Source organism: Ruminococcus flavefaciens, from assembly GCF_900108555.1.
Lineage (GTDB): Bacteria > Bacillota > Clostridia > Oscillospirales > Ruminococcaceae > Ruminococcus > Ruminococcus flavefaciens_P.
This window is the reverse complement of the sequence record NZ_FNWV01000008.1, coordinates 88,984-107,274: the sequence shown is the minus strand read 5'-3', so window position 1 is coordinate 107,274 and position 18,291 is coordinate 88,984. Positions and strand designations below refer to the sequence as shown.

13 protein-coding genes are annotated in these 18,291 nt (G+C 44.0%); 4 read left to right on the top strand and 9 right to left on the bottom strand.

Going from position 1 to position 18,291, the window contains the following annotated elements:
* From BLW60_RS16860 to BLW60_RS11720, 5 genes are all read right to left on the bottom strand, one after another.
* Window positions 1-845: glycoside hydrolase family 11 protein (locus tag BLW60_RS16860; protein ID WP_175460932.1), on the bottom strand; the 845-nt coding region annotated here is incomplete at its 3' end.
* A gap of 492 nt (window positions 846-1,337) precedes the next feature.
* Entirely contained in the window at window positions 1,338-1,832 is a 495-nt protein-coding gene (locus BLW60_RS11735; protein ID WP_074717547.1) for a dihydrofolate reductase, read from the bottom strand.
* Window positions 1,829-2,647, bottom strand: coding sequence for a 2-amino-4-hydroxy-6-hydroxymethyldihydropteridine diphosphokinase (gene folK / locus BLW60_RS11730; RefSeq protein WP_074717545.1), 819 nt, complete (start codon window positions 2,645-2,647; stop codon window positions 1,829-1,831). The genes BLW60_RS11735 and folK overlap by 4 nt, the downstream gene beginning before the upstream one ends.
* Window positions 2,628-3,464, bottom strand: a complete 837-nt coding sequence (gene folP, locus BLW60_RS11725; RefSeq protein ID WP_074717543.1) for a dihydropteroate synthase — start codon at window positions 3,462-3,464, stop codon at window positions 2,628-2,630. Before folP ends, folK begins: the two co-directional genes overlap by 20 nt.
* 2 nt (window positions 3,465-3,466) lie before the next feature.
* On the bottom strand, window positions 3,467-3,952 hold the full coding sequence (locus BLW60_RS11720; protein ID WP_081348230.1) for an HD domain-containing protein: 486 nt from the start codon (window positions 3,950-3,952) through the stop codon (window positions 3,467-3,469).
* Between the two features lie 238 nt (window positions 3,953-4,190).
* Between BLW60_RS11720 and BLW60_RS11715 the strand changes: the two genes are divergently transcribed.
* The 4 genes from BLW60_RS11715 to BLW60_RS11700 all read left to right on the top strand — a co-directional run bounded on the left by BLW60_RS11715 (window position 4,191) and on the right by BLW60_RS11700 (window position 13,290).
* Entirely contained in the window at window positions 4,191-7,529 is a 3,339-nt protein-coding gene (locus tag BLW60_RS11715) for an EAL domain-containing protein (protein WP_074717541.1), read from the top strand.
* Between the two features lie 65 nt (window positions 7,530-7,594).
* Window positions 7,595-9,520, top strand: coding sequence for a substrate-binding and GGDEF domain-containing protein (locus tag BLW60_RS11710; protein WP_207645939.1), 1,926 nt, complete (start codon window positions 7,595-7,597; stop codon window positions 9,518-9,520).
* A gap of 362 nt (window positions 9,521-9,882) precedes the next feature.
* On the top strand, window positions 9,883-12,447 hold the full coding sequence (locus BLW60_RS11705) for an alpha/beta hydrolase-fold protein (RefSeq protein WP_074717537.1): 2,565 nt from the start codon (window positions 9,883-9,885) through the stop codon (window positions 12,445-12,447).
* Between the two features lie 243 nt (window positions 12,448-12,690).
* Window positions 12,691-13,290, top strand: a complete 600-nt coding sequence (locus tag BLW60_RS11700) for a helix-turn-helix domain-containing protein (RefSeq protein WP_074717535.1) — start codon at window positions 12,691-12,693, stop codon at window positions 13,288-13,290.
* Between the two features lie 174 nt (window positions 13,291-13,464).
* On the opposite strand, the gene BLW60_RS11695 is transcribed toward BLW60_RS11700, so the two are convergent.
* The 4 genes from BLW60_RS11695 to BLW60_RS11680 are packed head-to-tail and all read right to left on the bottom strand — an operon-like array spanning window position 13,465 to window position 18,271.
* On the bottom strand, window positions 13,465-14,154 hold the full coding sequence (locus BLW60_RS11695) for an L-ribulose-5-phosphate 4-epimerase (protein ID WP_074717533.1): 690 nt from the start codon (window positions 14,152-14,154) through the stop codon (window positions 13,465-13,467).
* Complete coding sequence (gene araA / locus BLW60_RS11690) at window positions 14,144-15,577, bottom strand: L-arabinose isomerase (RefSeq protein WP_074717531.1); 1,434 nt, start codon at window positions 15,575-15,577, stop codon at window positions 14,144-14,146. Before araA ends, BLW60_RS11695 begins: the two co-directional genes overlap by 11 nt.
* A 16-nt stretch (window positions 15,578-15,593) precedes the next feature.
* Entirely contained in the window at window positions 15,594-17,183 is a 1,590-nt protein-coding gene (locus BLW60_RS11685) for a xylulokinase (RefSeq protein ID WP_074717529.1), read from the bottom strand.
* A complete protein-coding gene (locus tag BLW60_RS11680) occupies window positions 17,180-18,271 on the bottom strand; it encodes an ABC transporter permease (RefSeq protein WP_081348229.1) in 1,092 nt (363 codons plus the stop codon). Before BLW60_RS11680 ends, BLW60_RS11685 begins: the two co-directional genes overlap by 4 nt.
* Between the last annotated feature and the right edge of the window lie 20 nt (window positions 18,272-18,291).

The window sequence follows — 18,291 nt, the reverse complement described above, 5'->3', positions numbered from 1 at the left end:
CCGCCGAAATCGCCCCAGTTCATTCCGCCGCCGTTGCCGTCGAAGCCGCCGCCAACATTGCCGCCGCCTGCATTTCCGCCTGTAGTATTTCCTGTTTCAACAGTTACATCTGACTGACCTGAACCTGTCTTGACTGAAACGCTCTTAACGTTAGCTGAACCGTTTGATCTGTAGCCTTCGATATTGAGTGAAACTTCATAAAGTGTACCCGACATATCAAGTCCTGCTTTTTCCCAAGCATCAAAATGACCGCTTACGTCGATAGTGCCCTTCATGTAGTTTGTCTGATTGTTAGCTGAACCACTTGTCTTACGAACGCTCCAATACTGAGGGAATGTAGCTGTACCGTCAAGTGATGGCTGGTTGTAGCGCATAGACTTGCGGATATCATAAGTGTTGCCGTTGAGAGTTACGGTACCCTTATTTTCACCGTCATTTCCGGGTGGTCTCCAGTCGCCCCAGCCTTCAACGATGTAATATTCCATGAGAGGGTTTCTCGTCCAGCCGTATACGCACATATACGAATTACCCTTTGGTGTGTACTCTACATCGTATTCCAGTGTGATACCGTTCAACTTCTTGTAGTTGATCTTCTGGCTGTCATAGTTCTTGCCCATACGAGCAAGGAAGTTCTCAATGTTGCTCCATGAACAGGTGAAGGATCCTGCGCTTGGATTCATTGAAGCCTGTCCCTGACCGTTCTGATTCCACATTTCGTAATCAAAACCGCCGATGTTGCCTCGTGTCTGCTGGTCAGCAGCTGATGCAACTGATGGGATACTTGCAGCGATCATCAATGCAGATACGGTTCCGCTGATGACCTTTTTGAGTGTGTTTGATCTCACTCTAATCACTCCTTTGTTTAAACATTTTTATTTTTGTGTCGACAAATTAATGATTAAATAAACCCCAGATGAGCAAATGCTCTATATATTTCCCTTACAGGATAAACTATTTGGCTAATAAACACAAGCCAATACTTGCTGTAATTAATTTAAGTTGCCATAATTTGCTATTTTAATTAAATGTAAGAATTGGTACTACCAATAAGCTTTAACGATAAGGTGTAAAAAATGCGGTTTAAGTGGATTTTATACCATTCGTGATTGAATTGCTTTAAAAAAACAACTTTTAGTTATATTGTTAACAGTGGTAATTCCTATATCAAATCAGCAGTAAAACCACACATTTTTATCAAAATGAGATACAAGTAACACAAAAACAAAAAGGCAGCCGCTTCCTGTAAATGATCTCAGAAACGGCTGCATAAACGTTTAATTAACTTTTAATCACGACTTATAAAAGCGCAAAAATGAGTTGTTTTTTTATTATGTACATCATTTGTTCTTCTTTTCGTATACGGAAAAGCTCAGTCCAAGATCGTCTCGGCGTTCATGCTGTACAAGCTCATATTTGCTTTTGTCAAACTCGGGGAAGAAAGCATTTCCCTCATATGGGCGGTCAAGCTCGGTAAGGTAAATACGGTCGGCTATCTCAAGTCCCTCGGCGTATATTCTCTTTCCGCCGCAGAGGTAGATCTCCATATCTCCGCCGCACTGCTCTGCACATTTTTGAGCGAGCTTTACAGCTTCGTCAAGACTTTTCACTGTACGCAGATTGCGCGAAAAAAGGCTCTGCGATGAGGAAACGACTATATTTATCCTGTCGGGCAGCGGTCTGCCTATGCTCTCATAGGTCCTTGTGCCCATTATACATATATTTCCTTTTGTAAGCTTGCGGAAAAAGGCTCTGTCCTCGGGAATATCCCACGGTATCTTCCCATTGCTGCCTATAACACCATTTGCAGCTACTGCTGCCACTATATTGATCATTTTTCATTCAACCTTTCAAGAAGTTCCGAAACTTTGCAGCCCAGTACAGGGTGTACATACTCGGGCATAAGCTCTGCTGCAGGTCTGAGTACGAAGTCTCTGTTCTGCATATCAGGGTGTGGTACTGTGAGATCGGGCTCGGATATGATACTCCTGTCGTAGAATATCAGGTCAAGGTCAAGAGTCCTCGGTCCCCAGTGTATCTCACGGGTTCTGCCTGCTTCATTTTCTATACCATGCATAAGATCAAGGAGTCCGCGAGGTGAAAGCACAGTCTCGCAAATAAGTGCTCCGTTGAGGAAATCGTCCTGCTCCGTATAGCCATAGGGCTTGGTAACTATAAGTGACGACTGCTTTACGCTGCGGATATACTCGTTTTCCTCCAGTTTTTTTACTGCCTCTGCGATAATGCTTTTGCTGTCGCCTATGTTTGAACCGAGTGCGATAAGTGCAGTATGCCAGCTGCGGCTTATTTTTACCGATACAGAGCCGAATTCCATATCTATAGGCGCTTCGGGTTTCCTTATCTCGATATCTGTGCGGACTATGAGCGGCGAGCTTTTCAGCACAGCGAGTGCTACAGCATGCGCAGCTGCTTCTATAAGCTTATACGTATGCTGCGTCATGGCTTCTTTTATGACTCCGCAGACCATGCCGTAATCCACTGAATGTTCCAGTTCATCGGTAAGACCTGCCTTTTCGGTATCAACATAAAGTACAGCGTTAACGTAGAAATTCTGTCCGTTTATGTTCTCATGCTCAAATACACCGTGATGAGCAAATATTTTCAGTTCATCAATGCATATCCTGTCCATTTTTATAGCCTTTCATTACTGCCATTGTCATTTTTACGGCGCGAACGTTTTCTTTTATATCGTGAACGCGGAGAAAAGCTGCCCCTTTCATTGCTCCGATGACGGAAAGAGCTATAGTTCCCTCAAGTCGCTCATCTGAGGGCAGATCAAGAGCAATTCCTATGACGGATTTTCTCGATGCTCCCAGCAATACAGGATAGCCCAGCCTTTTACAAAACTCGTCCATGCGGTCCATGACTTCGAGATTGTTCTCGTATGTCTTGGCAAAGCCTACTCCGGGATCAAGGATTATCCTGTCACGGGCAATGCCAGCTTTTTCCGCTATTTTAAGGGTTTCCTCCATATCGGATACAACATCATCGAAGTAGGAAGTGTAATCCATGTTCTCCCTGTTATGCATAAGACAGCAGGCTTTTCCACTTTTGGCTATCAAAGAAGCCATTTCACCGCTATCGTATTTAAGTCCCCATATATCGTTGATAAGGTCTGCACCTGCACTAATGCCTGCTTCTGCAACTTTATATTTGTAAGTATCGAGAGATATGGGCACATCAAAGCGGCTCTTCACAGCCTCGATAACAGGTGCTGTACGCTGTATCTCCTCATCATCGGATATCTTTGTATATCCGGGACGGGTAGATTCTCCGCCGATATCAAGTATGTCAATTCCCTCTTCTATCATCTTTTCAGTCTGTCTCAAGGCTGAGTCCATATTATTGAAACGTCCGCCGTCCGAAAAAGAATCGGGAGTAACATTCAGTATCCCCATAATATAACAATTGCTGCTTACGTCAAATTCTTTATTGCCTATCTTCATTTTTATACCTCTATATTCTTATTCCGCTTTTCATATGGCCAGTTACATTCGTCCTGTGCCTTGCAGAAGCTGCACATTCTCGACTTTTTATCAGCTTCGTAAAATACAGCTTCAAGTGTATCGGCTTTGTCGCCCTCACTCCTGTGAGAACGTATGATACCGATTATTTTCTCTGCTTTTTTACTGCCGCAGCCGACCTCGGACAATATCCGCTGTGCCGTTTCTGCCCCCACTGTCTCATGGTGAAGCCCCTGCGTATACTCCTCAACTCTGCCTATATCATGAAGCAGGGCTGCGGAATAAACTATATCCTCATCGGCAGTTATACCTCTCTCTATGCATATGAGCATGGTCATCCTCGCCACAGCAAGGAGATGTTCAAGCCCGTGTCCGCAGAAAATACGCTCCTTTTCAAGCTCTTCAAGCTCCTCCAACTTTAGGCGGAAAGTGCTGTTTTTCAGTATTCTGTTTGCAGTTTCCAACATCATCTGCACCTCCTATGAACAGGTGGTTTCAATTAATTATATCACATAATATAAAATAAATCAATAAATGTCTAATTTATAGTTATTTATTGAATTTTCTTGTACAAACAGTCAATAATAATTGACTTATTATATAATATATGATATAATAATTACAAAAGATAAATGATAAATAATATTATAAGTATCCTAATTATCTGATCTGGCTCTATATGCTTATTTATCGGAAAGGAAAGCGCTTATGAACAGTACAAGAAAAAAGCTCGCATTGTTTGTCGGACAGGCTGACGAAGAATATCAAAGCCGTTTCATCAGTGGTTTCCTCAAGAAAGCACTCGCTGCAAATTATGACGTATGCATTTTCTCAATGTATCTCAAATATCAGGATACGCCTGAGCGCGAACAGGGTGAGTCAAATATCTTCTCACTGATGAATCCCGAAAAATTTGACGGTGCTATTATCCTGAAAGACAGCATACAAACAGAAGGGGCAGCAGAAAAGCTGGAAAACAGATTAAAAGAGACATTTGACAAACCTATCGTTGTTATAGAAAAAGAAAGCGACCTCTTCCCGAGTATATGCACCGACGGCTATTCTGCCGTATTTGAGCTTATCACTCATCTTATCGAGGCACACGGCTGCCGTGATATCGCTTTCGTTTCGGGTAAGAAATGGCATAAGCATTCAAAGGAGCGTTTAAAAGCCTACCGCGATGCAATGCAGAATGCAGGTCTCAATGTATCGGAGGATCGTATCTTTTACGGTGATTTCTGGTACAGGAGCGGTGAAGTGTACGCCGAAAAGCTTTTAGCCGATACTCCCCTGCCCGATGCTGTAGCCTGCGCAAATGACCAGATGGCTATAGGTCTGTGCAAGATATTCGCCGAACACGGCATACGTGTTCCCGAGGATATCGCGGTCATCGGATATGATTCAACATACGAGGGCAGAACAAGTCCCTGCTCTCTTACTTCTTCTCTTATACCTGCCTATGAGTTTGGCGAGTACGCATTCGGCTTCCTTATGGACAGAATGAATGATAAGACTCCCGACTCTTTCAAGCTGAAACCTCAGATGCTCTTAGGCGAGAGCTGCGGCTGTCACAACGAATCTATGCCGCAGTATCAGATAAAGCGCAGCGAATGGGGCACAGATATCTCAGAAGAGGGTTATGACTCAGTTTTCAATAATATGAACGAGAACCTTATCACTCAGTCATCTCTCACGGAATATCTCAGTACCGTTTATTCTTACGCTTATCAGCTCAAAGGTATAAGTGAATTTCATCTTTGTATAGACAGCAAATGGCAGAAGATCGGTCTCGGGGTAAGTGTTCCACATAACGGCTACAGAGATATGATCCACGCCATAAGATACAACAGCGATCACAAAAACAATATGGCTGGTCTGGAGGAGAAATTTTCAGCTGCTGAAATGCTCCCCGACCTTGAATTTGAACGCTCATCACCTGCCGCTTACTTCTTTACACCCGTTTACTTTGAAAACGAGTGCTTCGGCTATGCGGCGGTAAGATATGAAGATCCATGCAATTCCTACGACGATATCTACAGACGCTGGGCAGGTGCGGTATGCAGAGGCTTCGAGATACTCAAACGCAATATCACTCTCAAGCATATGCAGGATCAGCTTGACCGTCTGCGAAATAATAAATTCGCTGTTTATTCCTACGCCTACGGAAGTCTTGACGAAAAGGAAAAGAAAGAGTACGATCTTGTTGCAAAAATACTCGACGAAAATCTACTGGATTATCACTTCCAGCCTATCGTCAATACCACAGACGGCAGGATATACGGCTATGAAGCTCTTATGCGCTCAAAGACCGTTCCATACGTAAGTCCCCTTTCTATCATCAAGTTCGCAACTATGCAGGAACGCCTCGGTGATGTGGAACGCGCTACATTCCTGAACGTACTCCGTACAATAAAGGAAAAAAGCGAGTCATTGGGCAAGGTAAAAATATTCATTAACAGTATCCCGGGTGTAAGGATAAACAATGATGATCTTCCTGTACTCAAAGACTATCTGGACAATAATTCAACAGAAATAGTCGTTGAGCTTACGGAAGAAGCCGAACTCAGCGATACCGACCTTTCGAGACTCCAGAATTTCTATAGCCAGTACAACATCAGCTTTGCTGTTGATGATTACGGAACAGGTTATTCAAACGTGAGCAATCTTCTGAGATATATGCCCGACTATGTTAAAATAGACCGTTCTCTCCTGAGCGGCATACAGGATCAGCCTAAAAAACAGCACTTTGTCAGCGAGATCATTGATTTCTGCCACGATAACAATATCATGGCTCTCGCAGAGGGTGTTGAAACATCGGAAGAACTGCGTACTGTGATACATCTTGGTGCAGACCTGATACAGGGCTTCTATACTGCAAGGCCATCGGCAGATATCATTCCTCAGATAGACGAAAAGCTCAGAAATGAGATAAAACAATATCATCAGGAGCATATCGACGGCAGCAGCAAGAAAGTCTATTCAGCAGGCAAGACCAACCGTATCTCCCTCACAAAGCTGGTCAAGAACGGCTATACCGATATAGTTGTGGGCAAAGAAGAAATGGTATATAAAGATATTTCCATTATCGGAACTCCCGAAATGAAAACCAATGTCCACCTGCGCGTTGAAGCAGGCTATAACGGAAGCATAACTCTTGAGGACGTAGTCTTTACAAATATCAAAAAGCGTCCCTGTATCGAGATAGGTGCAAATTCAAACGTTACTATCGTTCTCTGCGGAACAAATCACCTGCTCGATTCGGGTATTCAGGTACATGAATCCTCAAAGCTTGTCACGGAAGGCGACGGCACTCTCAATATCGACCTCAATGCACCCGAATACTACGGTATCGGAAATGCTCTTGACGCCCGTCACGGTGAACTGGTATTCGAGCAGGACGGTGCGATAAGGATAAACTGCCGCGGACAAAAGGGTGTCTGCATAGGCTCGGGTCTTGGCGGCACTATAAGAATAAACCGCGGAGAATACAACTTCAAATCCTGCACCGAGACCTGTGTGGGCATAGGTGCTGTAACCGGCGAGACAAAGCCTGAGATAAATATGTGCCTTATAGAAGCGGATTTCACAGGCGAAACAGGTTTGCTCATCGGCTCGCTCGAAAACAATGCCTGTGTTTCAGTCAGCAAAAGCACTGTACATTTTTACGGCAAAAGCAATACTATGTGCGTTGTCGGCTCATTAAACGGAAATAAGGCTACTGTAAGCACAGACAGCTTCGGAGCAGTATTCAACGTTATGTCCGATAATGCAACTATATTCGGAGCTTTAAACGGCGATTCCGATATTGATTTCTCCGACTCCTCATTAAAGCTTGAAGGAACAGGCAAGAGATCACTTATTTTCGGCGGATATGACGGCGATACTTCTCTGAAGATCTTCAATTCCGATATCAATGCCGTTGTACGCTCTGCTATAGGAAAAGATACATATGCTCCCGAGGAAAGCATACATATCGTAAACGGAAGGATAAAGATACTTGTAAACGATAAGGAGATAAAGCATAATATCGTTTTCAACTATAAATGACAGATAATACGATCAAGCCGTGATCATCGGCAAAGTCGCAATAATATGCAGATCTCTCATTGGAGGTGAAAAAAACAATGATCAATTCCCTGAAAACAATAGCATTTTTCGGATGCGCTCTTACAAGCAGATACAGAAGCGGACTCTGCAAATGCTTCAATAAGGCAGCCAAAAAGATCAATGCAAATATTGTATATTTCAACTCTCTCGGAAAAATAGGAGAAAAGACTCTTGAATTCTCTGAGGGTGAATATGACCTGATAGATTATATCGACCTTGAACAGTTCGATGGCATAATCTACGACGGCGAAGGCTATAACGTAGAAGGTGCGGAAGAAAAGATCATCAAAAAGCTTCGTACCGCAAAATGCCCTGTAATATCCATAAGTACCTACGTTGACGGATTCTATAACATAGAATTTGAAGATGCATCGGGTATGCGCAGACTTGTGGAACATTTTCTTGATGTTCACAAGCATACAAAAATAGGCTTCATGACAGGCTATCTGTCACACCCTGACGCACAGCTGAGACTGAAAGTGTTCAGAGAGGTAATGAAAGAAAGAGGTCTGCCAGAGGACGGTGTAGGAATATTTGAGGGCGATTTCTGGTTCCACAAGGGCGAGGAAGCCGCAGATTTCTTCCTGTCACGCCCCGAGCGTCCCCAGTCTATAGTATGTTCAAACGACTATATGGCTATATCGTTGTCAACTGCACTTAAAAAAAGAGGGATAAGGATACCCGAGGATATCTCTGTATCAGGCTATGACGGCTCACTTGAAGGCAAACAGTTCGTTCCCCATATCACCACCGCTACACGTGAAAGAGAAGATATTGCCGAAAAGACAATGTCTATCTTGGCACAGCTTATGGACAACGGTACGTTCAGCGGTGACAATATCGTTTCTCCGAGAATACTCCTCTCTCAGTCATGCGGCTGTGAAAAAATAATATATAAGGAAGAGATTCATACTATTGATGAGATCAACAATAATATCAGATATTTCGATAACTGCGTAAACGATGCACAGGCTGCCATACTCAAGCTGAATAAAGTCGAAAAGCTGGACGAGCTTGAACATTCTTTCAGAGAGTGCGCAACAAACTTCGGTGATTACAGCGCTTTCTTCCTGTTCACTCAGACCGATACTAAAGGACGGCTTTCATGTACCAGTGAGTACTCCGTTCCGTCAGATAAATTCGTACCGCTGATATGGATAGATAAGGAAAATGAATATCTGAGAACGGACAAGCCTATGAGAAGTGCAAATATGGTACCGCAGGTAAAGTCTGAAGTTCCGCATTTCTATTACATAATGTGTATATACTGCTCTGAGAGAATGTTCGGTTATACCCTTATCGAAATGGAAGATGACGATATCTTCACCGATTTCTATAACATCTTCCTGCTCAACCTTTCGGTAACTATCGAACGTCTGTGGAAAAATGACAACATCAATAAGCTTTACGAAAAGCAGAAGGGACTCTACGAAAAACAAAAGCAGATAAGCATACATGATGCGCTCACAGGTATGTTCAACCGACGTGGTTTCAACGATGCATCGGAATATGCTATTAATAACCTCGAAAGAAAAAGTATCGTCTGCACAATGGTACTTGATATGGACGGTCTTAAACATATCAATGATGTTTACGGTCACAACGAGGGCGATGCTGCTATCAAGGCAGCAGCAGATATAATCACACAGTGCTGTACCTCAAATGAGATAGCAGGCCGTGCAGGCGGCGATGAATTCTACATCTATGCATCTGATTATTCGCAGGAAAAGCTTGATAAGTTCAATTTTGATCTGACGCGTCTGTGCAATGAGTATAATGCGAGTCAGGGCAAGCCCTACAAGCTCGAACTCAGTCACGGTGCATATCTCATTGAGGCTGATAAAAATACCCGCATTGAGGACCTTCTCAAAATAAGTGACGCAAGAATGTATAAGCAGAAAATGTCAAAGCCGGGAAGGCAAAAAAGATAATTAGTAAAATCATACCCCCGAAGCACCGTAAAAATGGCTCTTCGGGGGCGTTTTTTGTATTTTCATTACTTTTGTACAAACAGAAGCTATCTTGTTTATATATTTTGTCGATTTAACAGTTATTTAATAATATCAAATAATTGCAATAATATAACAAAATGTAAAAAACCGTTCTTTTTCTACAAAAATCATCATTTTTTGAGTTGACAGTAGACAAAAAACATGATAATAATAAATATATATATTGTATTTTTGGCATAACTGCATACTCTTACCGTTAATTCCCTCTACGGATAAAAATATCGTTATGATAAATATATGCAGTAATGTCTTAATTAATTTTTTTCTTAGGAGGATTGGAAATGAAAAAGAAAATCTTATCAATCGTGTCAGCCGCGGTGCTAACCCTCTCCTGTACCGCAGTTGCACCTGTCTGGGCAGCGGAAAGTGATTACCTGCTGCACAGCACATTCGAGGAAGGAAGCGAACAGTGGAGCGGACGCGGTGCAGCATCTGTAAAAACAGTAACAGACAAATCCCGTTCGGGTGAGGCTTCCCTGTACGCAAGCGGCAGAACAGCTTCATGGAACGGTGCTACAGTAAGTCTTGGTTCAAGCTTCAAAGCAGGACAGGATTACGCTTTCAGTGCTTATGTAATGACGGAAGATACTTCATCTCCTGTTACGTTCTATCTCACATTGCAGTACAGTGACGGAAGTACAACAAGCTATCCAAAGATAGCCGAAGTAACTGCTGAAAAAGGTCAGTGGGCACACCTTGAGAAAAGCAGCTTCACTATCCCGTCAGATGCTAAGGATATGCAGCTCTATATAGAAACTGATAAAAGCACTTGCAGCTTCTATATTGATGAAGTAGTGGGCGCAAGTGCAGGCACTGAGATCAGCGAACCGCCTGCTGCCGTACAGATGAGCAAGGGCGATATCAACTATGACGGATCTATCGACTCACTTGATATAGTCGCTGCAAGAAAGTGCCTTATCAATGAGACAAAGGACAAGAAAACTCTTAAAGCTGCCGATGCTGACAGCAACGGCGTTTTTGAAATAAACGATGCTCTGCTCATTATGCAGTTCGTTGCAGGCAAGATAAAGGAATTCCCTGTTGTTGAGCCTGTTGTGGTTCCCGGACAGCGCAAGTATACTATGGAAGAACTTACAGATATAGTTCAGAAGTCTCTTGTAAACAACGAGCCTAACGATTCTCATATGGAAAAGAGCGGCGTTAAGTACGGAACTATCAAGAGAGAAACTTACTTCTCCAAGAAGGCTAACAAGAACAAGCCTTACAATATCCTGCTCCCTGCTGATTACGATGAGAGCAAGCAGTACCCTGTACTCTACCTCCTCCACGGCTTCTTCGAGAACGAGAACCGTATGATAACAACAGGAAACGGTACGATGTATACACGCCAGATCATCGGCAACGCTATCGCTTCAGGCGAAGCTAAGGACATGATCGTTGTTGTTCCTTTCGTATTCACAAGTGCTACTATGAATGACGCTACAGGCTTTGCTGATGCAGGCTCAAACGAGGGCTATGACAACTTCGTTGACGATATCGTTGACAGCCTCATGCCGCATATCGAGTCCAAGTACAGCGTTGCTACAGGCAGAGAGAATACTGCTGTTACAGGCTTCTCAATGGGCGGACGTGAGTCACTCCAGATCGGTATGAAGCACGGCGACAAGTTCGGCTATGTTGGTGCTATATGTCCTGCTCCGGGCGCATCAGGAGCATGGAAGTGGAGCAGCGAGGACGAGACTCCTTACCTGGTAATGATCACAGGCGGTACACAGGACGACGTTGTTGGTCTTAACACTCCTGAGGGATACCACAACAACTTCACAAAGAACAATGTTCCTCACGTATGGCACGTTGTTCAGAACGGTCACCACGGTGATGACTCTATCCATTCACACATTTATTCATTCGTAAGAGGAATTTTCCAGGCAACTGAAGGCGGTTCAGTTTCATCATCTGCAGCAACTCAGACTCCTTCAACGACTCAGTCCCCTTCAACTACTCCAACTGAGACACCTTCTACAACACCGACCGAGACTCCTTCAACAGGTCAGCGCAAATATACAATGAAAGAGCTTACAGATATAGTTCAGAAGGCGCTTGTAAACAATGAGCCTAACGATTCTCACAACAAAAAGAACGGTGTTCAGTATGGTACTCTCAAGAGGGAGACTTACTTCTCCAAGAAGGCTAACAAGAACAAGCCTTACAATATCCTGCTTCCTGCAAACTATGACTCAAGCAAGAAGTACCCTGTACTCTATCTCCTCCACGGCTTCTTCGAGAACGAGAACCGTATGATAACTCAGGGCAACGGTACCATGTATACACAGCAGATCATCGGCAATGCTATTGCTGAGGGTGCAGCTAAGGATATGATCGTTGTTGTTCCTTTCGTATTCACAAGTGCTACTATGAACGACGCTACAGGCTTTGCTGATGCAGGCTCAAATGAAGGCTACGACAACTTCGTTGACGATATCGTTGACAGCCTCATGCCGCACATCGAGTCCAAGTACAGCGTTGCAACAGGCAGAGAGAATACTGCTGTTACAGGCTTCTCAATGGGCGGACGTGAATCACTCCAGATCGGTATGAAGCACGGTGACAAGTTTGGTTACGTTGGTGCTATATGTCCTGCTCCCGGTGCATCAGGCTCATGGAAGTGGAACAGCGAGGACGAGACTCCTTACCTGGTAATGATAACAGGCGGTACACAGGACGACGTTGTTGGTCTTAATACTCCTGAGGGATACCACAATAACTTCACAAGGAACGGCGTTCCTCACGTATGGCACGTTGTTCAGAACGGTCACCACGGTGATGACTCTATCCACTCACACATTTATTCATTCGTAAGAGGAATTTTCCAGGCTACAGAATGATATAACTCATAATAAAAAGATCTCCCTGTATTTCGCAGGGAGATCTTTTTGCATATTATTCTCTTATAAATGTCTTGTCCGTATCAGAAACTCCGCTCTCATCGGAAATATAACATTCCACCTTAGTATTATGTATAAAATATTCGCTCCCCGAACTCTACGGAGCGTGGATTGACGAAATATCAGCTATGGAGTATAATTAAAGCATGGATCGATAAGTACATTTTCAGAGAGGTGATAAATATGGATCAGATCAAAACAGGAGAGCTTATCAGACGTTTCAGAACAGAACTCAACCTCACTCAGAAACAGCTGGCAGAACGTATAAATGTAAGCGATAAGGCTGTATCAAAGTGGGAGCGCGGAAACGGCTGTCCCGATGTGTCATTGCTCTCTGCACTGGCTGAGGTTTTCGGGACTGATGTACAGGTGCTTCTGTCAGGTGAGATAGATAAAAACGAAAGTGAGAAAGGTAATATGAAAAAGATAAAGTTTTACGTATGCAGCAAGTGCGGTAATATCATTACTTCAACTTCAGAAGCAGCAGTCACCTGCTGCGGCAACAAATTAACTCCTGCCGAGCCGCGAAAGGCTGAGGAAAGCGAAATGCTAAAGATCGAGGATATAGGCGGTGAATGGTACATTTCTTCCGACCATGAGATGACTAAGGAGCACTATATCACATTCGCGGCTTATGTTTCGGACAGCAGCATAATGATGTTCAAGCAGTACCCCGAATGGAATTTGCAGTTCAATCTGCCAATGTACAGAACAGGCAGGCTCATGTGGTATTGTACCAAGTGCGGACTTTTATATCAGGATATCAGACCTAAGAGAAAGTAACATCATTATTCGCGTTTTCTGAATAAATGAACGAAACTGTAAAAGTTATCATAACAATTATACATCATTAACCAAAGAAATTCAAGCAAACAAAAAAGTCTCTGAAAACAGAGACTTTTTTGCTTTTTTATTGGAGGGGTTCATCTCATTTTTGAGAATGACTAAGCTGGTTTATTATTTTTTCTGCCCGTAATAAGCATTCGCACCATGCTTGCGGAAGAAATGCTTATCAAGCAGACGCTGGGGCATATTCGGGGTATCGGAACGAAGTGTCTTTGTTATCCACGCCATTGCGGAAAGCTCTTCAAGAACTACTGCATTGTGGACAGCTTCCATGCAATCCTTGCCCCACGCAAACGGTCCGTGATTTGCCACAAGTACAGCGGGTATCTTGTCATAATCCTTGCAGCATTCAACTATGACCTTGCCTGTTTCAAGCTCGTAGTCTCCGTTTACTTCTGTATCGGTCATCTCCCTTGTACAAGGTATCTCGCCGTAGAAATAATCTCCGTGAGTAGTTCCGAGAGGTGGGATACCCAGACAAGCCTGTGCAAAAGAAGTTGCATATCGGCTGTGGGTATGTACTACTCCGCATACACCGTCAAAATTTCTGTATATCTCCAAATGTGTAGGAGTGTCACTTGACGGTGATAATTCCCCTTCGACTTTCTCACCGTCAAGTGTCAGTATAACTATATCATCTGCTGTCATTGCGTCATATTCGACACCGCTGGGCTTTATGGCAACAAGTCCGCTCTCACGGTCATATTCGCTGACATTGCCCCATGTGAATGTAACAAGTCCGTACTTGGGAAGAAGCAGATTGGCTTTAAGGACACGTTCTTTTAGCTCCTTAACGTCCATATATCACATCTCCGATCATAATATCACGTTCGAGCTTTTCCTTTGTGGTATCCTTGTTGATTACCACAAGCTCTATTCCCAGAATACGTGCAAAATCACGTACAGTTTCATCTGTTATATCATATGACAGAACTGTATGATGTGCTCCGCCTGCGATTATCCAGCATTCAAGTCCTTCAAGGAATGACGGTGCAGGCTTCCACATAGTTCTTGCTACAGGGAGATTAGGCATTGACTGGAATGGCTTTTCGCACTCAACGTCCTGTGAGATAAGTCTGAATCTGCCGCCGATGTCGATAAGTGACAGTGCCTTTGCCGAGCCTGCTCTGCCCTCGAATACTATTCTTGCAGGTGCTTCCTTGCCTCCGATACCGAGCTTGTGTACCTCGATGCGAGGCTTGTCAGCTGCGATAGACGGGCATACCTCGAGCATATGTGAGCCCAGTATGAGCTCATGTTTATAGTCGTATGTATAGTCTTCCATGAAGGAGGTGTTTCCCTCAGGATACATTGCCTTTACGATCGCTGTCATACCTGCTGTTTTCCAGTCGCCCTCTGCTCCGAAGCCGTAGCCCTTGTGCATAAGGTGCTGTGTTGCAAGTCCGGGGAGCTGACGCATACCGTGAAGATCCTCAAAGGTATTTGAGAACGCCTTTGCACCCTCGCGTACAAGTATCTTCTCGATAGCTATCTCTTCACGAGCCTGATATCTGATAGTTTCTTCATCAGCCTTATCATAGTCGTAAAGCTCTGCGTACTCTTTCATAAGTGCGTCGATCTCTGCATCTGTTACAGCGTTCATTATCTCAACAAGATCGCCTACTGCAAAGGTATTTACCTGCCAGCCAAGCTTGAGCTGTGCTTCTATCTTGTCGCCCTCGGTAACTGCAACTTCACGCATATTATCGCCGAAGCGCACTATTTTAAGGCTCTTGCTGAACAGTGCTCCCACTGCTGCGCGCTGCCACTCTGCTATCTTTCCCTGTACCTTCTTATCCTTCCAGTGTCCTGCAACAACTGCTCTCGGCATACGCAGACGAGCTCCGATAAAGCCGTGCTCTCTGTCGCCGTGGGCGGACTGATGAAGGTTCATATAGTCCATATCTATACCCTCATTTGGGATAGTCTCATTGAACTGTGTGTGGAAATGCAGCCACGGCTTCTGTAAAAGTGCAAGTCCGTTTATCCACATCTTTGAGGGAGAGAATGTATGACAGAATGTGATTATTCCTGCGCACTCGTCGTCATAATTTGCTTCCTTTATTATACGCTCTATCTCCGACTCTTTCTTAACTGTCATTTTGTATTCAACAGGAAAAGGCAGATCAAGTCCGTCAACTATCTTCTTTGAGTCCTCTTCGACCTGTCTGAGAGTCTCTTCGCCATACAAAAACTGTGATCCGGTTACAAACCAAAATTTCATCCTATACCTATCCTTTCTATTTTTCGGGAACAGCTGCTTTTACTGCTGCAAGTCCCGAAAGGTAATTTCTCATATATTTATTGATCCCGTCCATGTCATCTGACTGTGGAGAAACTGTATTTCCTTTCATATCGGCAAATACTCTGTTATTAAGGTAATCCTCAAGAGTTTCGCCGCTTTCCTTACGGACCATATAATCCGCAAGAAGTGCTATTCCCCATGCGCCGCCTTCACCTGCGGTCTGCATAAGTGTTACGTCTGCACCGAGAGCAGCCGAAAGGAAATTCTGACTTGGCACGGGAGTCTTGAAGAAACCACCGTGTGCATATATCTTTTCGAGCTTTACGTGTTCCTGTTCCGTGAGTATGTCCATGCCTGCTTTTAGAGAAGCTATGCATGAATACACAAGACTGCGCAGAAGATTTCTTATATTGAACGCTGACTCGGGATCGCGCATCATAAGCAGCTTGCCGTCCTTAACTCCTGTTACGGGCTCACCTGCAAAATAGTTATATGAAACTATGCCGCTGCAATCTGTTTCGCCATCAGCTGCAAGGCTGTAAAGCAGGTCGTAAAGCTTGCCCTTTGGCATATCGCAGCCTGCTTCTTTAAGAAGCTCGCCAAATATGCCAAACCATGCGTCAAGATCAGATGTACAGCTGTTGCAGTGTACCATTGCTACAGGAGCACCGCAGGGGGTAGTAACAATGTCTATCTCACGATGAACAGAAGCGAGGTTCTCTTCAAGAACTATCATGGAGAATATAGACGTTCCTGCCGAAACATTGCCTGTTTTCGGTGTTATGCTGTTAGTGGCAGCCATTCCTGTCTGTGCATCGCCCTCGGGCGGACAGAACGGAGCTCCGGCTTTGAAAGTTCCTGTGGGATCAAGGAGCTTTGCACCCGCTTCTGTAAGTTTTCCTGCACATTCGCCTACGCGGACTATACGAGGCAGGATATCTTCAAGCTTTGCCGTAAGTTCTGTACCCTTTGCAAGCTCATTGAACTTTGCTGTCATTTCAGCATCATAATCGCAGGTGTCCTGAGCTATGGGGAATATACCCGAAGCATCGCCCGTTCCTATCACCTTTTCACCTGTAAGGAGATAGTGGACATAGCCTGCAAGGGTAGTCATAAATGATATCTTTCCAACATGAGGCTCTTTATTGAGCATAGCCTGATAAAGATGTGCTATGCTCCAACGCTGCGGGATATTGAAGCTGAATACTTCCGTCAGCTTGTCAGCTGCTTCCTCTGTCATGGTATTGCGCCATGTTCTGAACGGTACAAGCTGTTCATCTTTTTCATCGAACACGAGATAGCCGTGCATCATTGCAGATATGCCTATAGCAGCAGCTTTCTCAAGCTTTGTCCCGTATTTTTCTTCAACATTTTTCATCAGGTCTGCAAAGCAGTCACGAAGTCCTTTTCTGACATTATCAAGAGAGTATGTCCATACTCCGTCAAGCAATTCGTTCTGCCAGTCGTAAACACCAACTGCCAGAGGAGCACGTTCCTCATCTATAAGGACTGCCTTGATACGTGTCGAACCGAATTCGATCCCTATTACAGCTTTACCGTCTTTTATTATCTCTGCACTGCTCATTTTTTTACTCCTTTTGTTTCCATGGACTTTGCTGCTGAGAGATTAGTCTTTTTGCGCTTTGCTATAATGATACTCTGGACTACAAGGAATATGCACAGCATAGATGCATTTGTTATTCCTGTCCACCAAGCATCATCAAGTCCTACAGATGATACTATATTCTGGATAAGAGCAAGTGAAAGTACGCCGAAAAGTGTTCCTATAATATTTCCGACGCCGCCCGTAAGCATAGTTCCGCCGATGATAGAAGAAGCTATAGCATTCATCTCAGCTCCCGTTGCATGAGACGGAGATCCCGAACCTACGTGCATAAAATATACAAAACCGCCAATTCCACCTAAAATTCCGCACATAAGGTATGCAAGGAATGTGGTTCTCTTTACATTTATTCCAAGCATGAGTGCGCTTTGTTTATTTCCGCCTACTGCATAGAAATTTCTTCCTGTCTTTGTCCATTTAAGGAAGAGGAAAAGTGCAGCGACGATAACGAGTGCTACTATGACACCGATCTCTATATATGCATCTATGTAGACACCACGTTTATTTACCCAACCCATTTTGGGAATTATTATTCTTGTTTCTTTAAGCTTTACAAACGCCTCGTTCTGAACATTGAACTGATCCGGGTTTACAATGGTAGTCATACCTCTTGCAAAGAACATACCCGCCAGAGTTACTATAAACGGCTGGATATCAAGATAAGCTACAAGAAATCCCTGTATAAGTCCGAATGCAAGTCCGATGCCAAGTGATATCATCATTGCTCCGAATACGCTTCCGCTGTGTTTGTCAAGAAATACAGCTGAGCTCATGCTCACAAGAGCGGTCATACCGCCTACCGATATGTCGATGCCGCCTGTTATCATTACCAACGTCATACCGCAGGCAAGTATGATAAGTGCAGCGTTTGCATTAAGCATATTGAAAAATGTCTGTGCTTTGAGGAATCCCTCACCAAGTCCGAATATCGCATAAAGATACATAAGTATGAAAACGATTATCGTTATGGACATGAGCAGATTAGTGTCTGTTATTCCTCTGAGCAGATGTCGGCGCGGTTTGCCGACAGTCATGTCTTTTTGCGGCATATATTATTCCTCCGTTCTGC